This is a genomic window from Nocardia sp. CDC160, assembly GCF_035818795.1.
Lineage (GTDB): Bacteria > Actinomycetota > Actinomycetes > Mycobacteriales > Mycobacteriaceae > Nocardia.
The window spans coordinates 115123-135380 of the sequence record NZ_JAYKYT010000002.1 but is presented as its reverse complement, the minus strand read 5'-3'; the positions used below and the strand labels follow the sequence as shown (position 1 = coordinate 135380).

The following is a 20258-nucleotide window of genomic DNA, read 5'->3' as shown; positions in this document are numbered from 1 at the left end:
CAAAGACATGAATTTCAGCTCACTTATCCATGAATTTGCGATCTCACCTGCGGTTATTCGGCCCGCTCACGGCGCGGTTCGTTGCTAATGTGACGCGGATCACCAGGAGGTATCGCAGTTGACAACTGAAACCCAGACCGGCCGACCCGACCCCGAGTGGCCGCAGGTTTATGACAGTCCCGAGTTCCAGCGTCTGCGTTCGCGCTTCCGGCGCTTCGTCTTCCCCATGACCGCACTGTTCCTGGCGTGGTATGCGCTCTACGTGCTGCTGGCCGACTACGCGCACGACTTCATGTCGCACAAGATCGGCGGGAACATCACCGTCGGTCTGATCTTCGGCCTGGGGCAGTTCGTGTCGACCTTCGCCATCACCGGGTTCTACGTCTGGTACGCCGACCGCAAGCTCGATCCGGCGGCCGAGGCGATCCGTCACGAACTGGAAGGAGAGGCGCTGTGAACGCGTACCTCGCCGCGGCCGTCGAGGGCAGCCGCCCCGGCCTCAACATCACCATCTTCGCGATCTTCGTCGTCATCACCCTGGGCATCGTGGTGTGGGCGAGCCGCGACAACCGCACGGCCGCGGACTATTACGCCGCCGGGCGCGCGTTCTCCGGCGCGCAGAACGGGATCGCCATCTCCGGCGACTATCTCTCCGCCGCCAGCTTCCTCGGCATTGCCGGGGCCATCGCGGTGTACGGGTACGACGGCTTCCTCTACTCCATCGGATTCCTGGTGGCCTGGCTGGTGGCGCTGCTGCTGGTCGCCGAATTGCTCCGCAATACCGGCAAATACACCCTCGGTGACGTGCTGGCCTTCCGCATGCGGCAGCGGCCGGTACGGGCCGCGGCGGCCACCTCGACGCTGGCGGTGAGTCTGTTCTATCTGCTGGCCCAGATGGCGGGCGCGGGCGTGCTCATCTCCTTGCTGCTGGGCGTATCCAGTTCGGCGGGACAGAATCTCGTGATCGCCATCGTCGGCGCGATCATGATCGTGTACGTGCTCGTCGGCGGGATGAAGGGCACCACCTGGGTGCAGATCGTCAAGGCGGTGCTGCTGGTCGGCGCGGCCGCGGCCATGACCGTGTGGGTGCTCGGGCGCTTCGACTTCAACTTCTCGCACGTGCTGCAGAACGCGGTGGACCACGGCGGCAAGACCGGGGCCAAGCTGTTGGAGCCGGGCTTCAAATACGGCAAGAACGGGACCAGCAAGCTCGACTTCCTGTCCCTCGCACTGGCTCTCGTGCTCGGCACGGCCGGGCTGCCGCACGTGCTGATGCGGTTCTACACGGTGCCGACGGCCAAGGACGCGCGGCGTTCGGTGGTGTGGGCGATCGGGTTGATCGGGGTCTTCTATCTGTTCACCCTGGTGCTCGGCTATGGCGCGGGCGCGCTGGTCGGGCCGGAGAAGATCGCCAAGGCTCCCGGGAAGGAGAACGCGGCCGCGCCCCTGCTGGCGCTCGAGTTGGGCGGGCCGGTGTTGATGGGATTCGTTGCGGCCGTGGCGTTCGCGACGATCTTGGCGGTGGTCGCGGGTCTGACGATCACGGCCTCGGCGTCCTTCGCGCACGACGTGTACGCCAATGTGATCAAGCGTGGCACCGGCGAGGGCCGGGTGAACGAGGTGCGGGTCGCGCGGATCACCGCGGTGGTCGTCGGCGCGCTGGCGATCGTGGGCGGCATTCTGGCAAAGAATCAGAATGTGGCGTTCCTGGTGGCATTGGCCTTCGCGGTGGCGGCCTCGGCAAACCTACCGACCATCTTGTATTCGCTGTTCTGGCGGCGCTTCAACACCGCCGGTGCGCTGTGGAGCATCTACGGCGGACTGACGGTCACGATCGTGTTGATCGTGTTCTCCCCGGCGGTGTCCGGGGCGCCCACCGCCATGATCAAATCGCAGGACTTCCACTGGTTCCCGCTGTCGAACCCGGGGCTGGTGTCCATCCCGGTTTCGTTCGCTCTGGGCTGGCTGGGAACCGTGCTTTCGCGCGAACGCAACGATGAGAAGTACGCCGAGATGCAGGTTCGGTCGCTGACCGGCGTCGGAGCGGAAAAGGCTGTGCACCATTGATGCTCGAATAAAGTGGCCGAAAGTTCGCTGAAAGCCGTTCCAGAATTTCAAGATCAACAATTTGAAGATCAAAAATACTGGCACGCAACGTGGTTGGGCTGTGTATGCTATTGATCATGCACGGCCCCACTACGAGGTGGGATGACGGCGAGGCGGTGTCGTATTGGACCTCAACAGGCTCCGGATGCGCAGGGCGACTGCTATTGCAATCGCTTTCGGCATACTGGCATTGATGGTCACAGGGGCGTTGGATCGATTGTTGCTGGGCGTATTCGTCGCCACCGGTCTGACACTCGGCTGGGTTAATGCCCGGCTCACCTGGATGTCGATTGTGCGCATCACCGATGCGGAAACTCCCAGCAAACAGAAGCTGGCGCTCTCCTCGGCCTCCCGCCTGCTGATTCTGACCGCCTTGTCCATTGTGGTGGCATTCCTGACGCGGCCCTACGGTGTCGGAATCTTCTTCGGGCTGGCCCTGTTTCAATTGATCCTCGTTCTGCATACGGTTCTGCCCGAGGTGAAAGGGCTTCGACAGCAATCATGAGCATTCCTGTTGCCACCTTTGCCCACATGTCGGCGCCCGCGCTGCTGGCCGCCGAGGATTCCTCGGGGGAGTCCAAGATCCATGTCGGCGATCACGCGCAGGCCCACCTGTGGGGCATGACCTTCAATGTGGACACCATCGTGTCCACCGGGGTCGCCGCGCTGATCGTGCTGGGCCTGGCCTTCTACCTCCGGGCCAAGATCACCTCGGGTGTCCCCAACGGGGTGCAGCTGTTCTTCGAGACCGTCACCGTCCAGATGCGCAATCAGGTGGAGACGGCGATCGGCATGAAGATCGCGCCGTTCGTGCTGCCGCTGGCGGTCACGCTGTTCACCTTCATCCTGTTGTCGAACTGGTTGTCGGTCTTGCCCGTTCAGTACGGTTCGGGCGAATTGATCGCACCCCCGGCGTCCGATTTCAACTTCACGCTCTCGCTGGCGCTGTTCGTGTTCCTGCTCTATCACGCGGCGGGCGCGTGGCGGCGCGGGCCGGGCGGGCACGTGAAGCAGTTGCTCAAGGGTCACACCGGGTGGGGCCCCATGGTTTTCATCAATGTGGTCGAGGAAATCGCCAAACCGTTGTCGCTGTCCTTGCGACTTTTCGGCAACATGTTCGCGGGCGGCGTCATGGTTTCGGTGATCACGTTGTTCCCGTTCTGGATCAGCTGGGGTCCGAATGCCATCTGGAAAATCTTCGACCTCTTCGTCGGAGCCATTCAGGCGTTCATCTTCGCCCTGCTGACCATCCTCTACTTCAGCCAGTCGATGTCGCTGGAGAGTGAAAACCACTGAGACGCTTCAGCGTTTCAGGAACAATTCCCCAAAGGAAGTGAAAAATGGCAGACCCAGCAACCGCGAGTATCGTCCAGGGCGCTCTCATCGGCGGCGGCATCATTCTGGCGGGCGGTGCCATCGGCGCGGGTATCGGTGACGGTCTGGCCGGTGCCGCTCTGATCAACGGTGTCACCCGGCAGCCGGAGGCCGAAGGCCGACTGCGCGTCAACTTCTTCCTGACCGTCGGTCTGGTCGAAGCGGCATACTTCATCAATCTAGCGTTCATGGCCTTGTTCGTATTCGCTACTCCAGGTAAGTAGACGTCATCATGTCTCCCAGAACGGATGTGGAGGCCGCGGGGAACTTTCTGGTCCCCAACGGCACCTTCTTCGCCGAGTTATTGATCTTCCTGATCGTGCTCGCGGTCATCTGGTTCTTCGTGGTTCCGCCGATACGAAAAGTGTTGGCGGAACGGGAGGCACGTGTCGAGGTCACGACGGCCACCGCCAAGCAGGCGAGCGAAACGTTCGCCGAAGCCGAGGCGCGCTACGAAACCGCACTCGAGAAGGCCCGCCAGGAGGCGGCCGACATCCGTAACCAGGCGCGGGCGCAGGGGCGGGCCATTCTCGAGGAAATGCGTGGCGAGGCGCAGAAAGAGGCCGACCAGATCGTGGCCGAGTCCACGGCGCACCTACGCGCCGAGGCCGACCAGGTGGCCGCCGAACTACGCGAAGCCGTCGAACCGCTCGCCCAGGACCTGGCAGGCCGGGTCCTCGGCGGTAACGATCGTGCCCGGACCAGCGCGGGCCAGCAGAGAGGACGGGGGTCCGCATGATCCTCACCGGTACCCATCTCGCCGAGGGTATTTACGACATCACCTTCGATTGGCCCGTCTTCTTCAGCCAGTTGTTCGGCTTCGCGGTGATCGTCTGGTTCTTCGCCAAATACGTTGTGCCGCCGGTGAAACGGATCATGAACAACGCCCAGGACCAGATTCGGCGTCAGCTCGAGGAGAGCGAGGCGGCCGCCGAACGCCTGGCCGCCGCCAAGGCCGCCTACGACAATGCCGTGGCCGAGGCGCAGGCCGAACTCGAGCGCATGCGCGAGGAGGCTCGGGCCGATGCCGAACGCATCATCCTGCAGATGCGCGAGGCGGCGGCCGCGGAGGTGGAGCGGGTTCGCAAACAGGGTCGCGATCAAATCCTGCAGTACCGCAGGCAAATGATCCGAGACCTGGAGGCCGACCTGGCCGCCGCCATGCTGGCCCTCACCGAGGAAAAGGTCCGCGAGCAGTTGGGTTCGCCCCAGCAGCGCGCCGACAGCATCGACAAGTTCCTCGAGGATCTCGAGGCCCTGGCCAACTCCGGCGAGGCCCGCAAACAGCCCCAAACCGAGCGCAAATAACCAACTTTCGACCCCCGAGCACTGGGCGGACCCGATTCAGCCGGGTCCGCCCGGTGCTCGTTCACCGTGGCTGTTGTTCCGCGATGACCGCCCAGTCGTCCGCGCCGCGCCCCTCGGCGATGGCCTGGGCGAAGACGGTTCGCAGCAGCTCACCGATCGGGAGCGGAACGTCGTGGTCGGTCGCCGCCTGCAGTGCCAGGTGGAGATCCTTGTTGCCCAGCACCGTGGTGAATCCCGCTGGCTGGTAACGCCGTTCGGCGATCATCGACCCGTAGCCGGAGTAGACGACACCCGGGAAGAGCGTCGAAGTCAAGAGCTCGACGAACTGCCCCGAGTCGACACCCGCGGCCTCCGCGACGCTGACGGCCTCGCTCATCGACTGGATCGCGCAGGCGATCAGGTAGTTCCCGAGAATCTTCACGATATTGGCCTGCTCCGGCCGGTCGCCGAGTCGCCAAGTCCGCGAGCCGATCACGTCGAAAAACGGCTGCACGCGATCGATCAGCGCGGGCTCACCGCCCGCGAGGATATTGAGCGCTCCCGCTTCGGCGACCGGAGCACGCCCGAAGACCGGTGCCGCGACATACCCGACACCGTGCTCGGCATGCGCCGCACTCGCCCGGCGAGCCAGATCGGTGCTCACCGTCGCGAGATTGACGTGCACGGTCCCATCGGCAGCCTGCGCGAGAACCCCTGAGTCGAGGAAGATTTCGGCGACGGCCCGATCGTCGGACAGCATCGAGAACACCACCGGCATGCGCATGGCCTCCGCGACCGACTCGGCTCGCCGCGCACCCGCCGCGACGAGTTCCTCCGCGGGCCCATCGCTGCGATTCCACACGACAACCTCGTGACCCGCCTTCAGCAGGTTGTGTGCGATGGGCCGTCCCATCACTCCGAGACCGATGACCGCGATGCCGCTCATGTGCGCGCCTTCCTCGAACCGTCCAAGACGGTTCAAGAATGCCATTCGGGCCCGGCGTCACAGCCTGCGAAGGCCCCGGCCGCGCTACTCGGCGGGCAGGCGGTCAGTGGATGACGTCGAAGACGTTCTTCTGGATGCCGTTGGAGTAGGTGGCGGAATCGACGAGGCGAAGCTTCTGGGCGTCTTTGTCGGTGGCGGGGAACAGGCGCTTTCCGGCACCGAGGAGGACGGGGAAGACCAGCAGGTGGTAGCGGTCGATCAGGTTGGCGTCGGCCAAGTGCTGGTTGAGGGAGGCACTGCCGTGGATGATGATCGGGCCGCCGTCGGTGTTCTTGAGTGCCGCGACATCGTCGAGTGAGCGCAGGATGGTGGTTTCGCCCCAGTTGGTGACCAGGTCGGCGTCGGTGAGGGTGGTGGAGACGACGTATTTGGGCATGGCCTTGTAGCCGGTGAACTCCTCCATGTCCGGCCAGACCGGGCTGAACGCTTGGTAACTGACGCGGCCGAGCAGCATGGCGGTGGCTTCGTCCTGCTCGGTGCCCTTGAGTTCGTAGGCCTCGGGGACGAATTCGATGTCCTTGAAGGTCCAGCCGGAGTTGCGGTATTCGGGTTCGCCGCCGGGGCCTTCGACCACGCCGTCGAGTGAGATGAAGGCCGAGCTGATGAGTGTGCGCATGGGGATCTCCTTGTGTGAGTGTGGCGGTCAGGCGACGGTGGCGGTGAGCCAACGCTGCCAAGCGCTTTCGGTGTCGCCCTCGGGGGTGCCGAACAAGTGGTGGAACATCACCGTCAGCCCGGTGGGCGCGTGATGGAAGCTGAAAAGGCCGTCGCTGGTTCGGATCTCGAAGCGTTCGTCATCGGCCCACACGATCTCGCCGTCCAGCGGCGGCAGGCCCGTCGGCCGGGCGTGCACCGATGCCCCCGGCACCAGGGGAGTGGGCAGGGTAAGGGCCTCGGCGAGCGCCGCCCGAACCTGTTGTCCGGACGATCCATTGGCCACGGCGAACACCGGAGTGCCGGTGCGGCCGGGGAAATGGGTGAGGTATTCGCTCAGGGTGTGCAGATGGAACGGCCAGCCGCGGCGCAGGGCGTCGTATTCGTCCTGCCAGTCGTCGCCGAGCATGCCGCTGTGCACGACCCGCAGCACCGTGCTGCCGCCCTCGCGTCCTTCGATCAGGTACTCGAAGGCCATGAATCGCCCGTCCGCGTCGGTGTCGGTACGGGTGGCGAATCGCTTGCCCGGTTCGTAGGCGGTAATGGTCGCTTCCTCGCGTCGGCCGCCGGTCTCCATGGCGGCGATCCCGCCCTCGTGCGCCTGGACTTCGTTGCGCCCCATGAACCACGAGTCGATTCCGGGTCCGGTCGCGATCGCTTCCCACACCTGATCCGGTGTCGCGTCGAGGCTGATCTCCAACTCGATCTCGAACGGGTTGGTCATGGGCGATTCTCCTGTCCTGCTTCGTTTTCGGCGCCCGGGGCGACAGTCGGGATCTGGTGCATGCCGACCACCACGCGGTGGGTGCGCCCGCCCGCGGCGGATTCGTCGTGGTAGCGGCCGACCAGCGCCGCCACGGCCTGGGACAGCTCCTGGGCGAACGCCGCCCGATCCGCCGCCGAGGCGAACCGCACTTCTGCGTCGATCCCGAAGGTGGCGACCCGACGCTTGGCCCGGCTGGCCCCGCCGAGCAGTTCGGCCACCTCCTGCACGAGCCGCGACCCCAGCGCCAGCAACCACCGGGCAGACAATTGATCCGGTGCGCGCGACGGATCCGGACTGATCGCCCCCAGCGCACCGGGCGAAATCACATAGGAGGCGGCGCAAGCCCGATACACCCGCTCGGTGACATTGCCCTTACGCCGCTCGGAATCGAGCTCCACCAGCCCGAACCGCTCCAACTCCCGAAGGTGATAGTTCACCTTCTGCCGAGGCAACCCAAGCCGAACAGCCAACATGGCCGCCGACCCAGGCTCGGCCAGCGCGGCCAAAATCCGGGACCGAATCGGGTCCAAGGATGACGAGGCCGCAGCAGGATCCGCGATCACAGCAACATCGAGCACCCACCCACGGTCTCACCGACAAAAATTTTTGTCAAGACAGTTTGGATTGTCGGTTCCTCCGGATCAGATTTCGACGCCGATTTGGCGGAGCAGGGTGATGTCGTCGAAAACTGCTCGGGCGGAGGCGATTTTGCCGTCTCGGAGGGTGTACATGCCGAGTTGGGTGTATTCGACCGGGCGGCCGGTGGCGGGGATGCCGCGCAGTGGGGCCGAGTGGGTGCCGCGGATGGTGATGCGGACCCATACTCGATCGCCTTCGGCGACAAGCTCTTCCGGGGTGAAGGTGGCGTCGGGGAGGGCCTCGAAGTAGGTCAGGAGGAAGAGCTTGTAGTCGTCGACGGTGAACGTTTCCTTGCCGGTGCGTTCGGCGAGGGTCGGGAAGTCGCAATTGGGGGTGAAGCAATCCCAGATCGCTTGGAGGTCACGGGTTTCGACGTCACCCACCTTCAGGAAGTGGCGGATGGCGTCCTTGTTGGCGGCTTCGAGGGTCGAGGTCGACATCGGGTACTCCAATAGTCTCATTGAGATGGTTTCAATGAGATCGAGACTATGGTCTCAGTGAGACCATGTCAACACGGGTGCTGTGTCAGGCCGGTTTGCGGCTGGTGAGGCAGTAGGGGTGGCCGGTGGGGTCGGACATGACTATCCAGTGTTTGCCTCGGGAGGTGCGGTGGGCGCCGAGGGATTCGTGCCAGGTGGCGGTGGCTTCGATGTCGGTGCAGGCCAGGTCGGGATGGGCGGTGGTGGGGCGGGATTCGCCGAGGCGCTGCATGAGGAAGTCGACGGGGATGTCGGGGCGGGCGGAGAGGCGGGCGAATTCCGGCAAGGTGCTGGGACGCCACGCCCAGCCGGTGAGGTCGGTCCAGAAGCGGGATTCGATGTCGTAGTCGGTGTTTCCGATGTCGAGGCAGATTTGGTCCAGGCGGCTGAGGTCGCCGGACGGACCCTCGACCGTCGGGGTGAGGGGGCCTGCGTCGTCGTGAAAAGGGGTGATGCAGAACGGCATTCCGGCGGGGGAGTGCAGGACGGCGTAGCCGATGCGTTCGGTGAGGATATTGTCCTCGGCCAAGGTGGCTCCCAGTTGGACCGCGCGGTCGGTGGCGGCGGAGACGTCGTCGACGTCCAGGTCCAGGTGGATGCGTGCCGGGCCGTCGATGCGCTGCATTTTGAGGGTCGGCGCGCCGGATTTCGGGAGCAGCGTGACGAATTCGTCGTGGTCGCCGCGGGTCGGCGACAGGGTGGTGGCGGTGACGGTGGTCCAGAATTCGGCGGCGGTGTCGAATTGTGCGGCGGGACGGTCCAGGAAGGCCCACACCCAACGAATTGTCATGCTTTCTCCAAGGTTTCGCGTTTGCGGAAGGTCTTGCGGTAGGCCAGCGGGGGCACGCCCAGTTCCAGGCGCATGTGGTGGCGCAGGGAGGCGGAGGTGCCCAGTCCGGCGCTGCGCGCCACCTCGTCGATCGGTAGGTCCGTGGTCTCCAGCAGATGCCGGGCGTGCCGGACGCGCTGCTGCAGAATCCAGGCGCCCGGCGCCATACCGGTCTCGGCCTTGAACCGGCGGGTGAAGGTGCGCACGCTCATATGAGCGTGCGCGGCAAGGGAGTTCAGGTCCAGGTCCCGATCCAGATGGTGCAGCGCCCACCGGCGTGTCGGCGCGGTGCCGTCGCTGCCCGCCTCGGGCACCTGCCGCTCGATGAACTGCGACTGCCCGCCCTCGCGCCACGGCGGCACCACGCAGTAGCGGGCCGCGCCATTGGCGACCGCGCTGCCGTGATCGGTGCGAATCAGGTGCAGGCACAGGTCGATTCCGGCCGCCAGACCCGCCGAGGACCAGACGTTTCCATCCACGATGAACAGCTGGTTCTCGTCCAGCAGGACGTTCGGATACAGCGCTCGGAATCGATCGGCGAACTGCCAGTGCGTGGTCGCGCGGCGGCCGTCGAGAATCCCGGCCGCGCCCAGCACGAACGCGCCGGTGCAGATGGAGACGATGCGGGCGTCGGGGCGAATGGTGGCCAGCGCGGCGGCGAGATCGGGTGGCAGCCGGCCGTTCTGGCGCGGCCCAGGGATGCGGGTGCCGGGCACGATCACGGTGTCGGCGCGCGCCAGCAACTCCGGACCGTATTCGGGAATGACGGTGTACCCGGTGGTGGCGGCGACTCCGCCCGTGGAGACCCCGCAGGTGTGGACCTCGTAGAGCGGATTCTCATCCTCATCGGTGGCGGCCCCCAACACGACGGGTGGAATCGCCATATCGAACCCCACGGTGGGCTCCACCACGAGGACGGCCACGAGATGCGGTGTCGGCGTGTTCGTCGGTTGGGGTGGTGGGCCGGGCATGCTGCTCCCTCCGGCGGTGGCTGGATCTTGACGCATTGTGGCATTCAGGCCACTCGTTCCGAAAGGGATTTTCGGCCACGCTCGACCGGTGAGCGAACTGACCGACGATCTCGACCGGGAATCAGCCGACGGCGCAACGCCATTGGCCGCGTCATCGACCGCGATGGACACCGCGCCCACCTCGGCGGGAGGCACAGTGCCCGCCGCCACGTCGGACCTGCTGGAGCCGCCGGTGAACGCGGCCGGTCGGGCCGACTCGGCGCACCCGCCCGCACGTCCGGGCCTGCATCCCGCCTGGATCGTGGCGGCGGTGAGTTTCGTGGCGCTCATCGGCGCGGCCGGGTTCCGGTCGGTGCCGGGTGTGCTCATGGATCCGCTGCACGACGAGTTCGGATGGTCGCACGGGACCATCGGGGCGGCCGTGTCGGTGAATGTGGTGCTGTACGGGCTGATTTCGCCGTTCGCGGCGGCGCTGATGGATCGGTTCGGGGTTCGGCGGGTGGTGGCGTGCGCGCTGGTGCTGATCGCGGCGGGCAGCGGGCTGACCTTGTTCATGACCGAGTCCTGGCAGCTCATCGCCACCTGGGGTGTGCTGGTCGGGGTCGGCGTGGGGTCGATGTCCATGTCCTTCGTGGCCACCATTACCGGGCGCTGGTTCGTGAAGAACCGGGGATTGGTCACCGGGGTTCTGACCGCCGCGGGTGCGGCCGGGCAGTTGGTGTTCCTGCCGCTCATCGCGAGCCTGGCCCGCGATCACGGCTGGCGCACACCGTCTTTGGTGGTGTCGCTGCTGGCGTTGGCCGTCGTGCCGCTCGTACTGCTGTTCCTGCGCGACTTTCCCAGTGACGCCGGGGTCCTCGCCTACGGCGCCGAGCCCGGCAGCGAGGTGGGCGTGCGCACCTCGGCCCCCGGCGGTGCGGCCCGCGCCGTCACGGTGTTGGCGAAGGTCGCCCGCAAGCCCGTGTTCTGGCTGCTGGCAGGCGGTTTCGCCATTTGCGGCGCGTCCACCAACGGCCTGATCGGCACGCATTTCGTGAGCGCCGCCCACGATCACGGCATGCCCGCGACCACCGCGGCCGGATTGCTCGCGGTCACCGGTCTTTTCGATGTCCTGGGCACCATCGCCTCGGGCTGGCTCACCGACCGCTTCGACTCCCGCTACCTGCTGGTCGTGTACTACACCCTGCGCGGCACCTCACTGCTGTACCTGCCCATCCTGTTCGGCCCGGAAGTGCACCCCAGCATGTGGGCGTTCATCATCTTCTACGGCCTGGACTGGATCGCCACCGTCCCGCCCACGGTCGCGCTGTGCCGGGAGAACTTCGGTGCGGACGGACCGGTCGCCTTCGGCTGGGTCTTCGCCTCCCACCAGATCGGCGCCGCCCTGGCCGCCTTCGGCGCGGGCGTCATCCGCGACGCGCAGGGCAGCTACACGATGGCGTGGTTCATCGCAGGCGGCCTGTGCGGCCTCGCGGCTCTCTTCTCAGCGAGCATCCGCAGACCGCGCGTGCAGGTCGCCGCTGGCCTCGCGTAACTCGTTTGGGGGTTTCAGGGGGAACCCCTGAGAGTCCGAGAGTTGGTTTATCCGTCGATGGCCTTGTGCGGCCGTGATTCCAGCGCCGTCTGATTGCCTCGCCCGTCCCAGCGACTGGGCTCGTCCTTGCTGCGGGGCGGGCGGTCATTGGCGATGAGCACCGCGATCCACGGCAGCGGAATCGAGACGCCGATGATCAGCAGCGACAGCCACCAGCTGTGCCACACGCTGTAGGCCACGGCCGCGCCGACCAGGCACGGAATGCGGAACGACATGATCGCGATATAGCGCCGCACCCGATTGCGATGCTGCTGTTCGAGCGAGAGCTGCGCCTCGGTGATGAGCGCCGGATGCTGCTTCTGTTCGCCCGGGAAGTAGCCCTGCGAGGGGCGCGGCGGCATGGGGATCGATCCGGCGGGAAGGAATTCGACGTCGGGGCGATCCTCGCCGCTGGTGCCGTCGGCTGGGGATTCGCCGTCACGCTGCATGCTCCCGAGTCTTCCACTACAGCGCGTCGGATGCACACGCCGCCCGCTCCGGGCCTTGTTCTGACCGCCCGGCCCGGTCCTGGCATCATGGACGGGTGAGCGCAGACACCCTGGTCCGTCCGGACGAGACCGTCGACGAATCGACCGACAACGACACTCCCAAGGTCTTCCACTACGTGAAGAAGGACCGGATCGCCGAGTCCGCCGTCATGGGCACCCACGTGGTCGCCCTCTGCGGTGAGGTCTTCCCGGTCACCCGTTCCCCCAAGCCGGGCTCCCCGGTCTGCCCGGACTGCAAGCGCATCTACGACATGATGAAGAAGGATTGACCGTTTCCGCAGGTCAGCGGGTTGTGAACTGCTGAACTAGGCCCCGGTGTGCCACTTTGGTGCCACTTTGAACGGGTTCAGCAGTTCCAGTGTTCCTCGCGGTGATGGCGATGGCACCGGTCTGTCCTTTTCGTCAACCGCCAGTACCCGGTCAACAGACGCGTCCCGTCACTGAACTCGATGACGGTGTCGAACACGGGGGCCACCCCGGTTGAGTCCGTCTCATACTCGACGAGGGCCTGCACCCTCTCACACTTCACCCCGCACCACCATGCTGAAATTCACCGGCAATCTGGCACCTACACGACGGCAAGAACACTGAAATTGAGCAGTTGCTATTTCTTCTCGTAGGTGTGCGAGCGTTCGTAGATACGGATCATCATCGTCGTAGATCGAACCGCCGCACGGGGTACCCGCGAGTTTGGTGCCGCCACCATCGACCGTCCAACCCAGTGCGAGGCAGGCCTTTTCGACCTGCCCGCGAGGGATGAGCCTGAAGTTGATCATGGGCCAAAACCCGCACTATGGCCGCTGAATTGGCAGAAAACTGCCTTCCAATAGCGATCTGTGCACGAATAGGCCCACCGTCCAGAATTCGGCAGATCGGTGCGTTCGCAGGCCGGGTCCGCGGCCTGGTTCACGACGACCGGATTGCGGCAAGACAGTGCGAGAAGGCCAGGGTTGGTAGACGATCCGGCTTAGCCAAAGGGATGGCTTGGTTTCTTGGAAATCGCTTTCGTCGTTGTGTGATCGCTTGGCGTGGAATGACCTCCAGGTGACGTGAACTGGCTCCGTCAGGCGTTTGCGCTTCGAATCGTCTTGGGCAGGGCGGAGATTCGGTCGCGGTGGCGCTGCTGCAGGGCGCGGCTTCGGGTGAGGAAGTCCAGGATGGTGTGCAACTGGTCGCCGGTGTAGGCGGCCATCTCGGCCGCGCCCTCCTCGGCGATCGGGCCGTAGATCTTCCAGGCCTCGGCCTTGGTCTCCGGGGTTATGCGGATCAGGACCTTGCGGCGGTCACCCGGTTCCGGTTCGCGGGTGACGTGGCCGAGCTTGGCCAGGCGGTCGAGCATGGTGGTGACGCTGCCGCTGGTCAGGCCGAGTTCGGCGGCGAGCGCGCCGGGGGTGGACTCGCCGCGGATCAGGACTTCCAGGCAGCGCAGGTCGGTGCGGTTGACCCCGAGTGCGGTGGCGGCGGCTCGATCGACGTCGTCGACGGCCGCCTGCAGCGCCTGGGACTCCCGTCCGACCCGGGCTCGCAGCTCATCCAAATTTTCTCTTGACATTCAAACCTCTTGATCGTCAAACTACATATGTCTTGATAATCAAGATACAGCACGATCAAGGTACTTCAGGAAGAGGCACAGCGATGAAGAAGGCACTGGTCATCGGCGGCGGCATCGCCGGTCCCGTCACCGCCATGGCATTGCAGAAGGCGGGTTGGGAGCCGGTCGTCTACGAGGCATACCGGGACGCGGCCGCCGAGCAGATCGGCGCCTACCTCACGGTCGCGGTCAACGGGCTCGCGGCGCTGGCCGAGATCGATGCCCACCACGTCGTCATGAACACCGGCCACGCCACCGACACGCTGTCGTTCTACACCAGCGGCGACAAGCTCATCACCGATCTGCCGATCGGCGGCACGCTGCCCGACGGCACCGTGACCCACAGCGTCAAGCGGCGCGATCTGTACCGGGCGCTCAATGCCGAAGCGGTGCGCCGCGGGATCCGCTACGAATTCGGCAAGCGTCTGGTCGATGCGCAGGAGACGGCGGATGGCGGCGTGGTCGCGATGTTCGCCGACGGCACCCGAGCCGAAGCGGACCTGCTCGTCGGCGCGGACGGAATCCATTCCCGCACTCGCGAAATCCTCGACCCGAACGCGCCGAAGGCGCACTACCTGGGCATCTACGGGCTGGGTGGCTTCGTCACCGATCCGGGTCTGCGGGCAGAGCTCGGAGTCCGTCCCGGCGCCTACGGCATGATCTTCGGCAAGAAGGCGTTCTTCGGCTACCTGGTCGCCCCGGACGGCGAGATCTGGTGGTTCGCCAACATGCCCGGCGCGCAGGAACTTTCGAAGCAGACCCTCGCCGAGACCACACCCGCGCAGTGGCGCGAACGACTGGTGAGGCTCTTGGAGGCCGACCGTGGCCCCGCGGCCCGCATCGTGGCTGCTACCCCCGACGCCACCTTCGTGCCCGGCTTCAACCAGTACGACATGCCGTCGGTCTCCACCTGGCACAACGACACCATGGTGATCGTGGGCGATGCCGCGCACGCGGTCGCCTCGTCCTCGGGTCAGGGCGTCTCCATGGCGGTCGAGGACGCGGTCACCCTCGCCCTGTGCCTGCGCGATCTGCCCGATACTGCCTCGGCGCTGGCCGAATTCGAGCGCCGCCGTCGCGATCGCGTCGAGCGTGTGGTCGCGCACGGCGCGGAGACCAGCGGCGACAAGGCCCAGCACGGCCTGGCTCGCGTCCTCGTCCGGTTGCTGACCCCGTTCTTCCTCAAGCGCGCAGCCAAACAGGGCATCGGCTCACTGAACTGGATGTTCGACCACCGAATCAGCTGGTCCGACAACACCACTCCCCAGCCAGTCACCGTCGAGAAATGAACGGCTTCCGAAACTCCTGCAATGCAAGACGTTTCGGCAGGAGCAGAGGCGCTGCCTGTTCCGCGTATGATCTGCGCCTTTATTTTTCGTGGTGCACCGAGCGGGACATGATGAAGTAGGACTAGCTGGGAGCGGGCCGGTCCGATCACACCGCGACTAGTGTTCCTCTGCTGTCGGCCGGTGGGTCAGTCCGGGAGGTGCGGTGCCGCGTTCTGGTGCTGCGTGGCACCGTTTTCGTCGCCGGAGTGGGCTCGGCCGATCATGACCTCGCCGTCTCGGGCGACGAGTTGGCTCTCCGACTCGGACATTGATTCCGACCAGCCGGTGTCGGTGAACGACACCATCTGATCGTTGACGGCGACGGTGCCGACGAGATACCTGGTCACCCCGGATTCGTCACCCTGGTGCTCGCGTCCGATCAACACGTGATCGTCCTCGGCGACGAATCTGCTGCCGGACTCACGGATCGGGCTGCTCCATTCGCCCGGGATCACCGTGGCGGTGACCGCGTCCTTCCCCTCACCCAGCACCAGCCGGGCATACCGATATCTAGTCTTCCCGTTCTCGTCCCCTCGATGCTCGCGCCCTATGAGCACCCGGTCGGTCGGGCACTTCCACAGGCTGTCCTTCTCTCGCATCCAATCCGACCACTGGGCATCGACCGTCGAAAGCCGTTGGTTCATAGCGTCTTCTCCTTTCGAAGACCCGCCCGCCATCGTGCCTTCCGTCGATAGACTGCCCACTCCAACGCCGAACTATCGTGCAGCGCCGCGGTGGGGGCGTGGGCGCGGGATGGCGGCAACCGGCAGACTGTGGGGATGGGTACTGGTTCGTTGACTCGGCCGTCGGCCGCGGATTTGGCCGCGGCGCGGGACAAGACGATTCCCGATTTGATCGGGCCCGGGTTGCGGGTGCTGTTCTGCGGGATCAATCCGGGTCTGTGGTCGGGGGCTACCGGGTATCACTTCGCTCGTCCGGGGAACCGGTTCTGGCCCGCGCTGCATCGGTCCGGCTTCACGCCGCGTCAACTGCTGCCCGATGAACAGCGGGAGTTGCTGGGGCTGGGGTTGGGGATTACGAATGTGGCCGCCCGCACGACCGCCAAGGCCGACGAACTGACCGCCGAGGAACTGCGTGCCGGTGGGCGCGCCCTGGTCGAACGGGTCGAGCGATATCGGCCGCGAGTTCTGGCGGTGCTCGGAATCGGTGCCTACCGCACGGCTTTCGGTCGCCCGCGCACCACGATCGGCCCCCAGTCCGAGTCGATAGGCGACACCGAGGTCTGGGTCCTCCCCAACCCGAGCGGTCTCAACGCCCACTACACACCCGACTCTCTCGCCTCGGAATTCCGCGCGCTGCGCGAGGCGCTCGATCGACCGTCGGTGTAATCCGTGCTATTTCGGCGAGGAGGGTGCGGCGGCGATACCGCCCAGGAGGACCTCGGCGACATGATCGGCGTAGGCGAGCGGGTCGATGTCCGGGTTGGCGTCGAGGTGCTCGAGCATGGTGTCGACTATTCCCTGGTAGGTGACCGCGAGTAGGTGGGGGTCGAGGTCGGCACGGATCTGCCCGTGCTGTTGACCGTGCTGGATCAGCGCGGCCTGCCGTGTGTACAAATGCTTGTATTCGTGGGCGGCCGAGCCGATTTCGGATCCGGGTGCCTGCAACCGGTGTGCGATCTGACGCGCGGCGCGTAATTCATTGCCGTGCGTCGACGGCAATACCGCGGCTCGGCGGATGGCCGCCCGCAACAGGTCGGCGGCGTGTGCGTCGAGATCGATATCGAATGCCACGGCCGCCTCCAGGATGGTCAACGCTCGACGCCCCGCGTGCAGGATCAGGTCGTCGAGGTCGGTGTAGTACCGCCACAGCAGACCTTTCGAGACGTCCGCGGCCCGGGCGACGGCCTCGGCGGTGGCCGCGGCGAGCCCGTCACCTCCGATGATCGCGATGGTGGCGACTTCCAACTGTTCGCGACGAGTCTCGGCGCTGAGCCGCTGGCGAATTCGCGGTGCGCCGCTCACAGGCGCTCCCGGACCACGAGCGCGATGACCAAGGCCATCAGCACCGCGATACCGATCATCTCCACCCGCATCCACACCGGCACGAAATCCGGGAGCATGGCTTCGACGACATTGACCATGAGCAGGACCGCGGCGATCAGCCCGACGGCGCGCAGTCCGCGGACGCTGCCTCGGCGAGCCGAACGCAAACGCAAGGGCAGCACGATCGCGAACGCGGCGACGATCACCGCGTGCACCCACGCGTCGCGCGGCGCCTGGTGCGGCGCGAACGCCGACAGTGCGGCGAGGACGCCCAGCGTCGCGACAGCCACAACGAGGTAGATCCGCAACAGGATACCGATGCGCCCCAAGTGAATTGACGATTTCAATGCCTCATCGACCACCCCATCCACGCTAATGACCGTGCAGTCATTAAGTCAAGAGTCCTCGCCTCCCGATGGATGTGCAATCTGCACATGCGAAGCCGTGGCATCTGCGTGCGCGATGTGTGTTGCGTGAACTTCCGGGGCTGTTCGCTGGCTGACAGGCTCTTTCTGACGGGACGGACAGCGTCCCGATGAAGCCGAATGAGAAGAGAGACAACAGCAATGAGCACACGAGTCGCCGTCGCAGGTGCCACCGGGCGGTTGGGTAGCCACGTGGTCGAGGTCCTGCGGGAACAAGGGCATGAGGTCGTGGAGATCTCCCGCGCTCAGGGCGTGGACATCGTGACCGGGGAAGGGTTGGCGCAGGCCCTGCGCGGTGTCGAGATGGTCATCGACGCCGCCAGCACGCCCTCGCCCGATGAGGCCGAGGCGATCGAGTTCTTCACCGCCTCGGCCCGCAACCTGCACGCCGCCGGGCACGCGGCCGGTGTGCGACGGCTGGTGGTGGTGTCGATCATTGGAATCCAGGCTGCCGCAGCCGGATACAACCGCGCGAAACAGATTCACGAGCAGGAGGTGCTCGCGGGTCCGGTGCCCGTGGCGATTCTGCGGGCCGCGCAGTTCGACGAGTTCGTCGAGCTGTTGTTGCGATGGGGTACTCGCGGTGAGGTCGCCTATCTGCCGCGCATGCGCACCCAGCTGGTCGCCGCGCGCACCGTCGCCGAGGAGTTGGTGCGCGTGGCCTTCGACCCGAATGCCACTGCGGCCCTGCCCTTTCCGGAGGTGGCTGGACCGCGCGAGGAACGCCTCGCCGATGCCGCCGCCCTGGTTGCCGACCGCCTCGGACTCGACGTCCGCATCGAGGAGGTCAGCGACCCGGCCAATCCGGACACGCCTCTGAACGAGAACGGCGGCCTCCTGCCCAGCCCCCACGCCCACCTCGCCGGACCGACCTTCGCCGACTGGATCGACGCCACCTACCCGGCCCGCACCGCCTGACCGCGATCGGCCAACCGGACAGCGCCTCGAATCGATTCGGCCCGGATTCGCCTGGAATGCGCGAGACTTGCTGTGATCGGTGTCGGACGTGTCACGGGAGTTGGGATGTCGGAGTCGGACCAGGGTTATCCGAGCGCGGTACCGGTGGGGGTCGACACCACCCGCGCCAGTATCGCTCGCGTCTACGACGCGGCGTTGAACGGCAAGGACAACTTCGAGGTCGATCGTCGAGTGTTGGACCAGGTGCGGACGGTGGCCCCGGGCGTCGCCGAATTGGCATGGGCCAACCGCGATTTCCTGATCCGGGTGTGCCGGTTCCTGGTCAAGCAGGCGGGCATCGACCAGTTCCTGGATCTCGGATCGGGTCTGCCGACCGCCGAGAACACCCATCAGGTGGTGCAGCGCGTCAACCCGGACTCGACGGTGGTCTATGTGGACAACGATCCCATGGTGCTGGCGCATGCTCGGGCGCTGCTGGTCGGCAGTCCGCACACCACCATCGTGGCCGCCGACATCTTCCGGCCTCTGGAGGTGTTGAAGAACCCGGAGGTTCGCGAGGAACTCGACTTCTCCCGGCCGCTGGCGCTGTTCCAGATCGGGACGCTGCACCATTACTCACCCGATGACGTGTCCGCCATCATGGCCACCTACATCGACGCGCTGCCCTCGGGTTCCTATGTGGCCATCGCGCACTTCTACGATCCGGAGGTCGCCGAGTACAGCGAGCTGGCCCGCAAGATGGAGGAGAAGTTCGTCCACAGCCCCATGGGTTCGGGACGGTTCCGCACCCGCGCCCAGATCCAAGCCCTTTTCGGCGATTTGGACATGATCGAACCGGGCCTGGTGCTGTGCGACGACTGGTGGCCCGAGGGCCCCCGCCTCGCGCCCTTGAGCGCCGTGCGGCGTTGCATCCTGGGTGGCGTCGGATTCAAACGCTGAAATCGGCCCCTCCCCGGGCAGTACTCGGCCCGATCGAGCGGATGGATCAGGTCGGGTTCACCTGGCGCAGACGGTGATTCGTCTCGGCCGGGGTGGCGGCGGTGATTTGGGTGGGTGCGGTGAGGACCTCCTGGACGCCCGTGGTGCAGCCCTTGACGAATCCCGACCACGCACCGGACAGGCCGCCCGCCGCGGCTCCGGTGACGATTCCCACCGGACCGCCGAGGACGCCGGTGAGCGCACCGGTCAAGGCCCCGACCAGGCCGGGCATGACGGCCGCGGGCAGGCCCTTCGCCACGCACGCGTCGGCCAGGACGCCGCCCAGTCGGCTGTTGTCCGCCAGCACCTTCGCGCCCTCGCGCAGACCGCCCTCGACCCAGACCGACAGGCCGCGGCCACCGGATTCGATGGTGAACCGGAGGTGTCGGATCGCGCCGTCGACTTGCAGGGTCTCCGGCAGCCACTCGAGCGCGCTGCCGGTCGCGTCCACCACCGCGATCAGGTGCGAGGTTTCGTCCTCGACGAAGTGCCCGGCGCTCAAAGCGATGATGGCACCGGCGTTTTCGATACCGCGGGCCAGGAAGAATCCGCCCTCGGTGAACGGCGTCGCCTGCGCGTGCGGGCTCGGCGCGGCCAACGAGGCGCATCCGGCGACCATGGCGAGTGCCACGCCCGACCGAAGCACACGCGGAACCACGCGGCACTCCTCCCGGCAGCAGGGACAGAATCCGGTCAACGGCGAATCTAGCCTCGTAACCGGACGATGCCGTCGTTCCCTTCGCGACCCGAGGTCGGCTCGGCGTTTCCCGGCGGCGCGGGGAGGTGGCCGCGAGACATTGTCAGGCGGCAGAAGGGGTT

General features: G+C 65.9%; 27 protein-coding genes. 13 read left to right on the top strand and 14 right to left on the bottom strand.

Features of this window, described 5'->3' with window-relative positions; genetic code table 11:
- Positions 1-118: 118 nt before the first annotated feature.
- From VMT40_RS08060 to VMT40_RS08030, 7 genes are all read left to right on the top strand, one after another.
- Positions 119-457 carry a DUF485 domain-containing protein gene (locus VMT40_RS08060; protein ID WP_326357356.1) on the top strand — a complete coding sequence of 113 codons (339 nt, stop codon included), beginning with the start codon at positions 119-121 and terminating at the stop codon, positions 455-457.
- On the top strand, positions 454-2067 hold the full coding sequence (locus VMT40_RS08055; RefSeq protein WP_326357355.1) for a solute symporter family protein: 1614 nt from the start codon (positions 454-456) through the stop codon (positions 2065-2067). The genes VMT40_RS08060 and VMT40_RS08055 overlap by 4 nt, the downstream gene beginning before the upstream one ends.
- A 232-nt stretch (positions 2068-2299) precedes the next feature.
- Positions 2300-2611, top strand: a complete 312-nt coding sequence (locus tag VMT40_RS08050; protein ID WP_326308418.1) for a hypothetical protein — start codon at positions 2300-2302, stop codon at positions 2609-2611.
- A 26-nt stretch (positions 2612-2637) separates the two neighbouring features.
- Positions 2638-3402, top strand: a complete 765-nt coding sequence (gene atpB, locus VMT40_RS08045) for a F0F1 ATP synthase subunit A (protein WP_442789966.1) — start codon at positions 2638-2640, stop codon at positions 3400-3402.
- Positions 3403-3446: 44 nt separating this feature from the next.
- Entirely contained in the window at positions 3447-3704 is a 258-nt protein-coding gene (locus VMT40_RS08040; RefSeq protein ID WP_040810042.1) for a F0F1 ATP synthase subunit C, read from the top strand.
- Between the two features lie 8 nt (positions 3705-3712).
- The gene (locus VMT40_RS08035; RefSeq protein WP_326357354.1) at positions 3713-4219 is read left to right on the top strand and encodes a F0F1 ATP synthase subunit B; all 507 of its coding nucleotides are present in this window, start codon (positions 3713-3715) and stop codon (positions 4217-4219) included.
- Entirely contained in the window at positions 4216-4788 is a 573-nt protein-coding gene (locus VMT40_RS08030) for a F0F1 ATP synthase subunit B family protein (protein WP_326357353.1), read from the top strand. The genes VMT40_RS08035 and VMT40_RS08030 overlap by 4 nt, the downstream gene beginning before the upstream one ends.
- 61 nt (positions 4789-4849) lie before the next feature.
- Here VMT40_RS08030 and VMT40_RS08025 read toward each other — a convergent pair whose 3' ends face one another.
- The 7 genes from VMT40_RS08025 to VMT40_RS07995 form a co-directional block, all read right to left on the bottom strand.
- Positions 4850-5713 carry an NAD(P)-dependent oxidoreductase gene (locus VMT40_RS08025; protein ID WP_326357352.1) on the bottom strand — a complete coding sequence of 288 codons (864 nt, stop codon included), beginning with the start codon at positions 5711-5713 and terminating at the stop codon, positions 4850-4852.
- A gap of 103 nt (positions 5714-5816) precedes the next feature.
- Positions 5817-6389, bottom strand: coding sequence for a dihydrofolate reductase family protein (locus VMT40_RS08020; RefSeq protein WP_326357351.1), 573 nt, complete (start codon positions 6387-6389; stop codon positions 5817-5819).
- 27 nt (positions 6390-6416) lie between these two features.
- Entirely contained in the window at positions 6417-7151 is a 735-nt protein-coding gene (locus VMT40_RS08015) for an SRPBCC family protein (protein WP_326357350.1), read from the bottom strand.
- A complete protein-coding gene (locus tag VMT40_RS08010) occupies positions 7148-7771 on the bottom strand; it encodes an ArsR/SmtB family transcription factor (RefSeq protein WP_326357349.1) in 624 nt (207 codons plus the stop codon). Before VMT40_RS08010 ends, VMT40_RS08015 begins: the two co-directional genes overlap by 4 nt.
- 63 nt (positions 7772-7834) lie before the next feature.
- Positions 7835-8272, bottom strand: coding sequence for an ester cyclase (locus VMT40_RS08005; RefSeq protein ID WP_326357348.1), 438 nt, complete (start codon positions 8270-8272; stop codon positions 7835-7837).
- Positions 8273-8357: 85 nt separating this feature from the next.
- Positions 8358-9101 (bottom strand): VOC family protein, encoded by a 744-nt coding sequence (locus tag VMT40_RS08000; protein ID WP_326357347.1) that lies wholly within the window; start codon positions 9099-9101, stop codon positions 8358-8360.
- Entirely contained in the window at positions 9098-10111 is a 1014-nt protein-coding gene (locus VMT40_RS07995) for a GlxA family transcriptional regulator (RefSeq protein WP_326357346.1), read from the bottom strand. The genes VMT40_RS08000 and VMT40_RS07995 overlap by 4 nt, the downstream gene beginning before the upstream one ends.
- Positions 10112-10199: 88 nt before the next feature.
- Between VMT40_RS07995 and VMT40_RS07990 the strand changes: the two genes are divergently transcribed.
- On the top strand, positions 10200-11645 hold the full coding sequence (locus VMT40_RS07990) for an MFS transporter (RefSeq protein WP_326357345.1): 1446 nt from the start codon (positions 10200-10202) through the stop codon (positions 11643-11645).
- Between the two features lie 47 nt (positions 11646-11692).
- On the opposite strand, the gene VMT40_RS07985 is transcribed toward VMT40_RS07990, so the two are convergent.
- Positions 11693-12046, bottom strand: a complete 354-nt coding sequence (locus VMT40_RS07985) for a DUF3099 domain-containing protein (RefSeq protein ID WP_326358528.1) — start codon at positions 12044-12046, stop codon at positions 11693-11695.
- Between the two features lie 182 nt (positions 12047-12228).
- On the opposite strand from VMT40_RS07985, the gene VMT40_RS07980 reads away from it, so the two are divergent.
- Positions 12229-12462 carry a DUF3039 domain-containing protein gene (locus VMT40_RS07980; protein WP_326357344.1) on the top strand — a complete coding sequence of 78 codons (234 nt, stop codon included), beginning with the start codon at positions 12229-12231 and terminating at the stop codon, positions 12460-12462.
- Between the two features lie 249 nt (positions 12463-12711).
- Here VMT40_RS07980 and VMT40_RS07975 read toward each other — a convergent pair whose 3' ends face one another.
- Positions 12712-12969, bottom strand: a complete 258-nt coding sequence (locus VMT40_RS07975; RefSeq protein WP_326357343.1) for a hypothetical protein — start codon at positions 12967-12969, stop codon at positions 12712-12714.
- A gap of 287 nt (positions 12970-13256) precedes the next feature.
- Positions 13257-13730 carry a MarR family winged helix-turn-helix transcriptional regulator gene (locus VMT40_RS07970; RefSeq protein WP_326357342.1) on the bottom strand — a complete coding sequence of 158 codons (474 nt, stop codon included), beginning with the start codon at positions 13728-13730 and terminating at the stop codon, positions 13257-13259.
- A gap of 98 nt (positions 13731-13828) precedes the next feature.
- Between VMT40_RS07970 and VMT40_RS07965 the strand changes: the two genes are divergently transcribed.
- Entirely contained in the window at positions 13829-15073 is a 1245-nt protein-coding gene (locus tag VMT40_RS07965) for an FAD-dependent oxidoreductase (protein ID WP_326357341.1), read from the top strand.
- A gap of 185 nt (positions 15074-15258) precedes the next feature.
- Here the strand turns inward: VMT40_RS07965 and VMT40_RS07960 are convergent, their stop codons facing one another.
- Entirely contained in the window at positions 15259-15756 is a 498-nt protein-coding gene (locus tag VMT40_RS07960) for a hypothetical protein (RefSeq protein WP_326357340.1), read from the bottom strand.
- Between the two features lie 135 nt (positions 15757-15891).
- Here VMT40_RS07960 and mug point away from each other — a divergent pair, with 135 nt between their 5' ends.
- The gene (gene mug, locus VMT40_RS07955) at positions 15892-16461 is read left to right on the top strand and encodes a G/U mismatch-specific DNA glycosylase (protein ID WP_326357339.1); all 570 of its coding nucleotides are present in this window, start codon (positions 15892-15894) and stop codon (positions 16459-16461) included.
- A gap of 6 nt (positions 16462-16467) precedes the next feature.
- On the opposite strand, the gene VMT40_RS07950 is transcribed toward mug, so the two are convergent.
- A complete protein-coding gene (locus VMT40_RS07950) occupies positions 16468-17097 on the bottom strand; it encodes a TetR/AcrR family transcriptional regulator (protein WP_326357338.1) in 630 nt (209 codons plus the stop codon).
- Positions 17094-17447, bottom strand: coding sequence for a hypothetical protein (locus VMT40_RS07945; protein WP_326357337.1), 354 nt, complete (start codon positions 17445-17447; stop codon positions 17094-17096). Before VMT40_RS07945 ends, VMT40_RS07950 begins: the two co-directional genes overlap by 4 nt.
- Positions 17448-17684: 237 nt before the next feature.
- Between VMT40_RS07945 and VMT40_RS07940 the strand changes: the two genes are divergently transcribed.
- Together VMT40_RS07940 and VMT40_RS07935 are read left to right on the top strand one after the other, a co-directional pair.
- A complete protein-coding gene (locus VMT40_RS07940) occupies positions 17685-18461 on the top strand; it encodes an SDR family oxidoreductase (RefSeq protein ID WP_326357336.1) in 777 nt (258 codons plus the stop codon).
- Positions 18462-18566: 105 nt separating this feature from the next.
- Entirely contained in the window at positions 18567-19400 is an 834-nt protein-coding gene (locus VMT40_RS07935; protein WP_326357335.1) for an SAM-dependent methyltransferase, read from the top strand.
- A gap of 46 nt (positions 19401-19446) precedes the next feature.
- On the opposite strand, the gene VMT40_RS07930 is transcribed toward VMT40_RS07935, so the two are convergent.
- Positions 19447-20097, bottom strand: a complete 651-nt coding sequence (locus VMT40_RS07930) for a hypothetical protein (RefSeq protein ID WP_326357334.1) — start codon at positions 20095-20097, stop codon at positions 19447-19449.
- Between the last annotated feature and the right edge of the window lie 161 nt (positions 20098-20258).

Excerpts from the sequence above, each read along its gene's own strand:
- atpB (WP_442789966.1), top strand. The coding sequence starts at position 2,638 with ATGTCGGCGCCCGCGCTGCTGGCCGCCGAGGATTCCTCGGGGGAGTCC.
- VMT40_RS07935 (WP_326357335.1), top strand. The coding sequence starts at position 18,567 with ATGTCGGAGTCGGACCAGGGTTATCCGAGCGCGGTACCGGTGGGGGTC.
- mug (WP_326357339.1), top strand. The coding sequence starts at position 15,892 with ATGGGTACTGGTTCGTTGACTCGGCCGTCGGCCGCGGATTTGGCCGCG.
- VMT40_RS08005 (WP_326357348.1), bottom strand. The coding sequence starts at position 8,272 with ATGTCGACCTCGACCCTCGAAGCCGCCAACAAGGACGCCATCCGCCAC.
- VMT40_RS08040 (WP_040810042.1), top strand. The coding sequence starts at position 3,447 with ATGGCAGACCCAGCAACCGCGAGTATCGTCCAGGGCGCTCTCATCGGC.
- VMT40_RS08035 (WP_326357354.1), top strand. The coding sequence starts at position 3,713 with ATGTCTCCCAGAACGGATGTGGAGGCCGCGGGGAACTTTCTGGTCCCC.
- VMT40_RS07995 (WP_326357346.1), bottom strand. The coding sequence starts at position 10,111 with ATGCCCGGCCCACCACCCCAACCGACGAACACGCCGACACCGCATCTC.
- VMT40_RS08050 (WP_326308418.1), top strand. The coding sequence starts at position 2,300 with ATGGTCACAGGGGCGTTGGATCGATTGTTGCTGGGCGTATTCGTCGCC.
- VMT40_RS08000 (WP_326357347.1), bottom strand. The coding sequence starts at position 9,101 with ATGACAATTCGTTGGGTGTGGGCCTTCCTGGACCGTCCCGCCGCACAA.
- VMT40_RS08025 (WP_326357352.1), bottom strand. The coding sequence starts at position 5,713 with ATGAGCGGCATCGCGGTCATCGGTCTCGGAGTGATGGGACGGCCCATC.
- VMT40_RS07985 (WP_326358528.1), bottom strand. The coding sequence starts at position 12,046 with ATGCCGCCGCGCCCCTCGCAGGGCTACTTCCCGGGCGAACAGAAGCAG.
- VMT40_RS07940 (WP_326357336.1), top strand. The coding sequence starts at position 17,685 with ATGAGCACACGAGTCGCCGTCGCAGGTGCCACCGGGCGGTTGGGTAGC.
- VMT40_RS07960 (WP_326357340.1), bottom strand. The coding sequence starts at position 15,756 with ATGAACCAACGGCTTTCGACGGTCGATGCCCAGTGGTCGGATTGGATG.
- VMT40_RS07965 (WP_326357341.1), top strand. The coding sequence starts at position 13,829 with ATGAAGAAGGCACTGGTCATCGGCGGCGGCATCGCCGGTCCCGTCACC.
- VMT40_RS08030 (WP_326357353.1), top strand. The coding sequence starts at position 4,216 with ATGATCCTCACCGGTACCCATCTCGCCGAGGGTATTTACGACATCACC.
- VMT40_RS08015 (WP_326357350.1), bottom strand. The coding sequence starts at position 7,151 with ATGACCAACCCGTTCGAGATCGAGTTGGAGATCAGCCTCGACGCGACA.
- VMT40_RS07975 (WP_326357343.1), bottom strand. The coding sequence starts at position 12,969 with ATGATCAACTTCAGGCTCATCCCTCGCGGGCAGGTCGAAAAGGCCTGC.
- VMT40_RS08020 (WP_326357351.1), bottom strand. The coding sequence starts at position 6,389 with ATGCGCACACTCATCAGCTCGGCCTTCATCTCACTCGACGGCGTGGTC.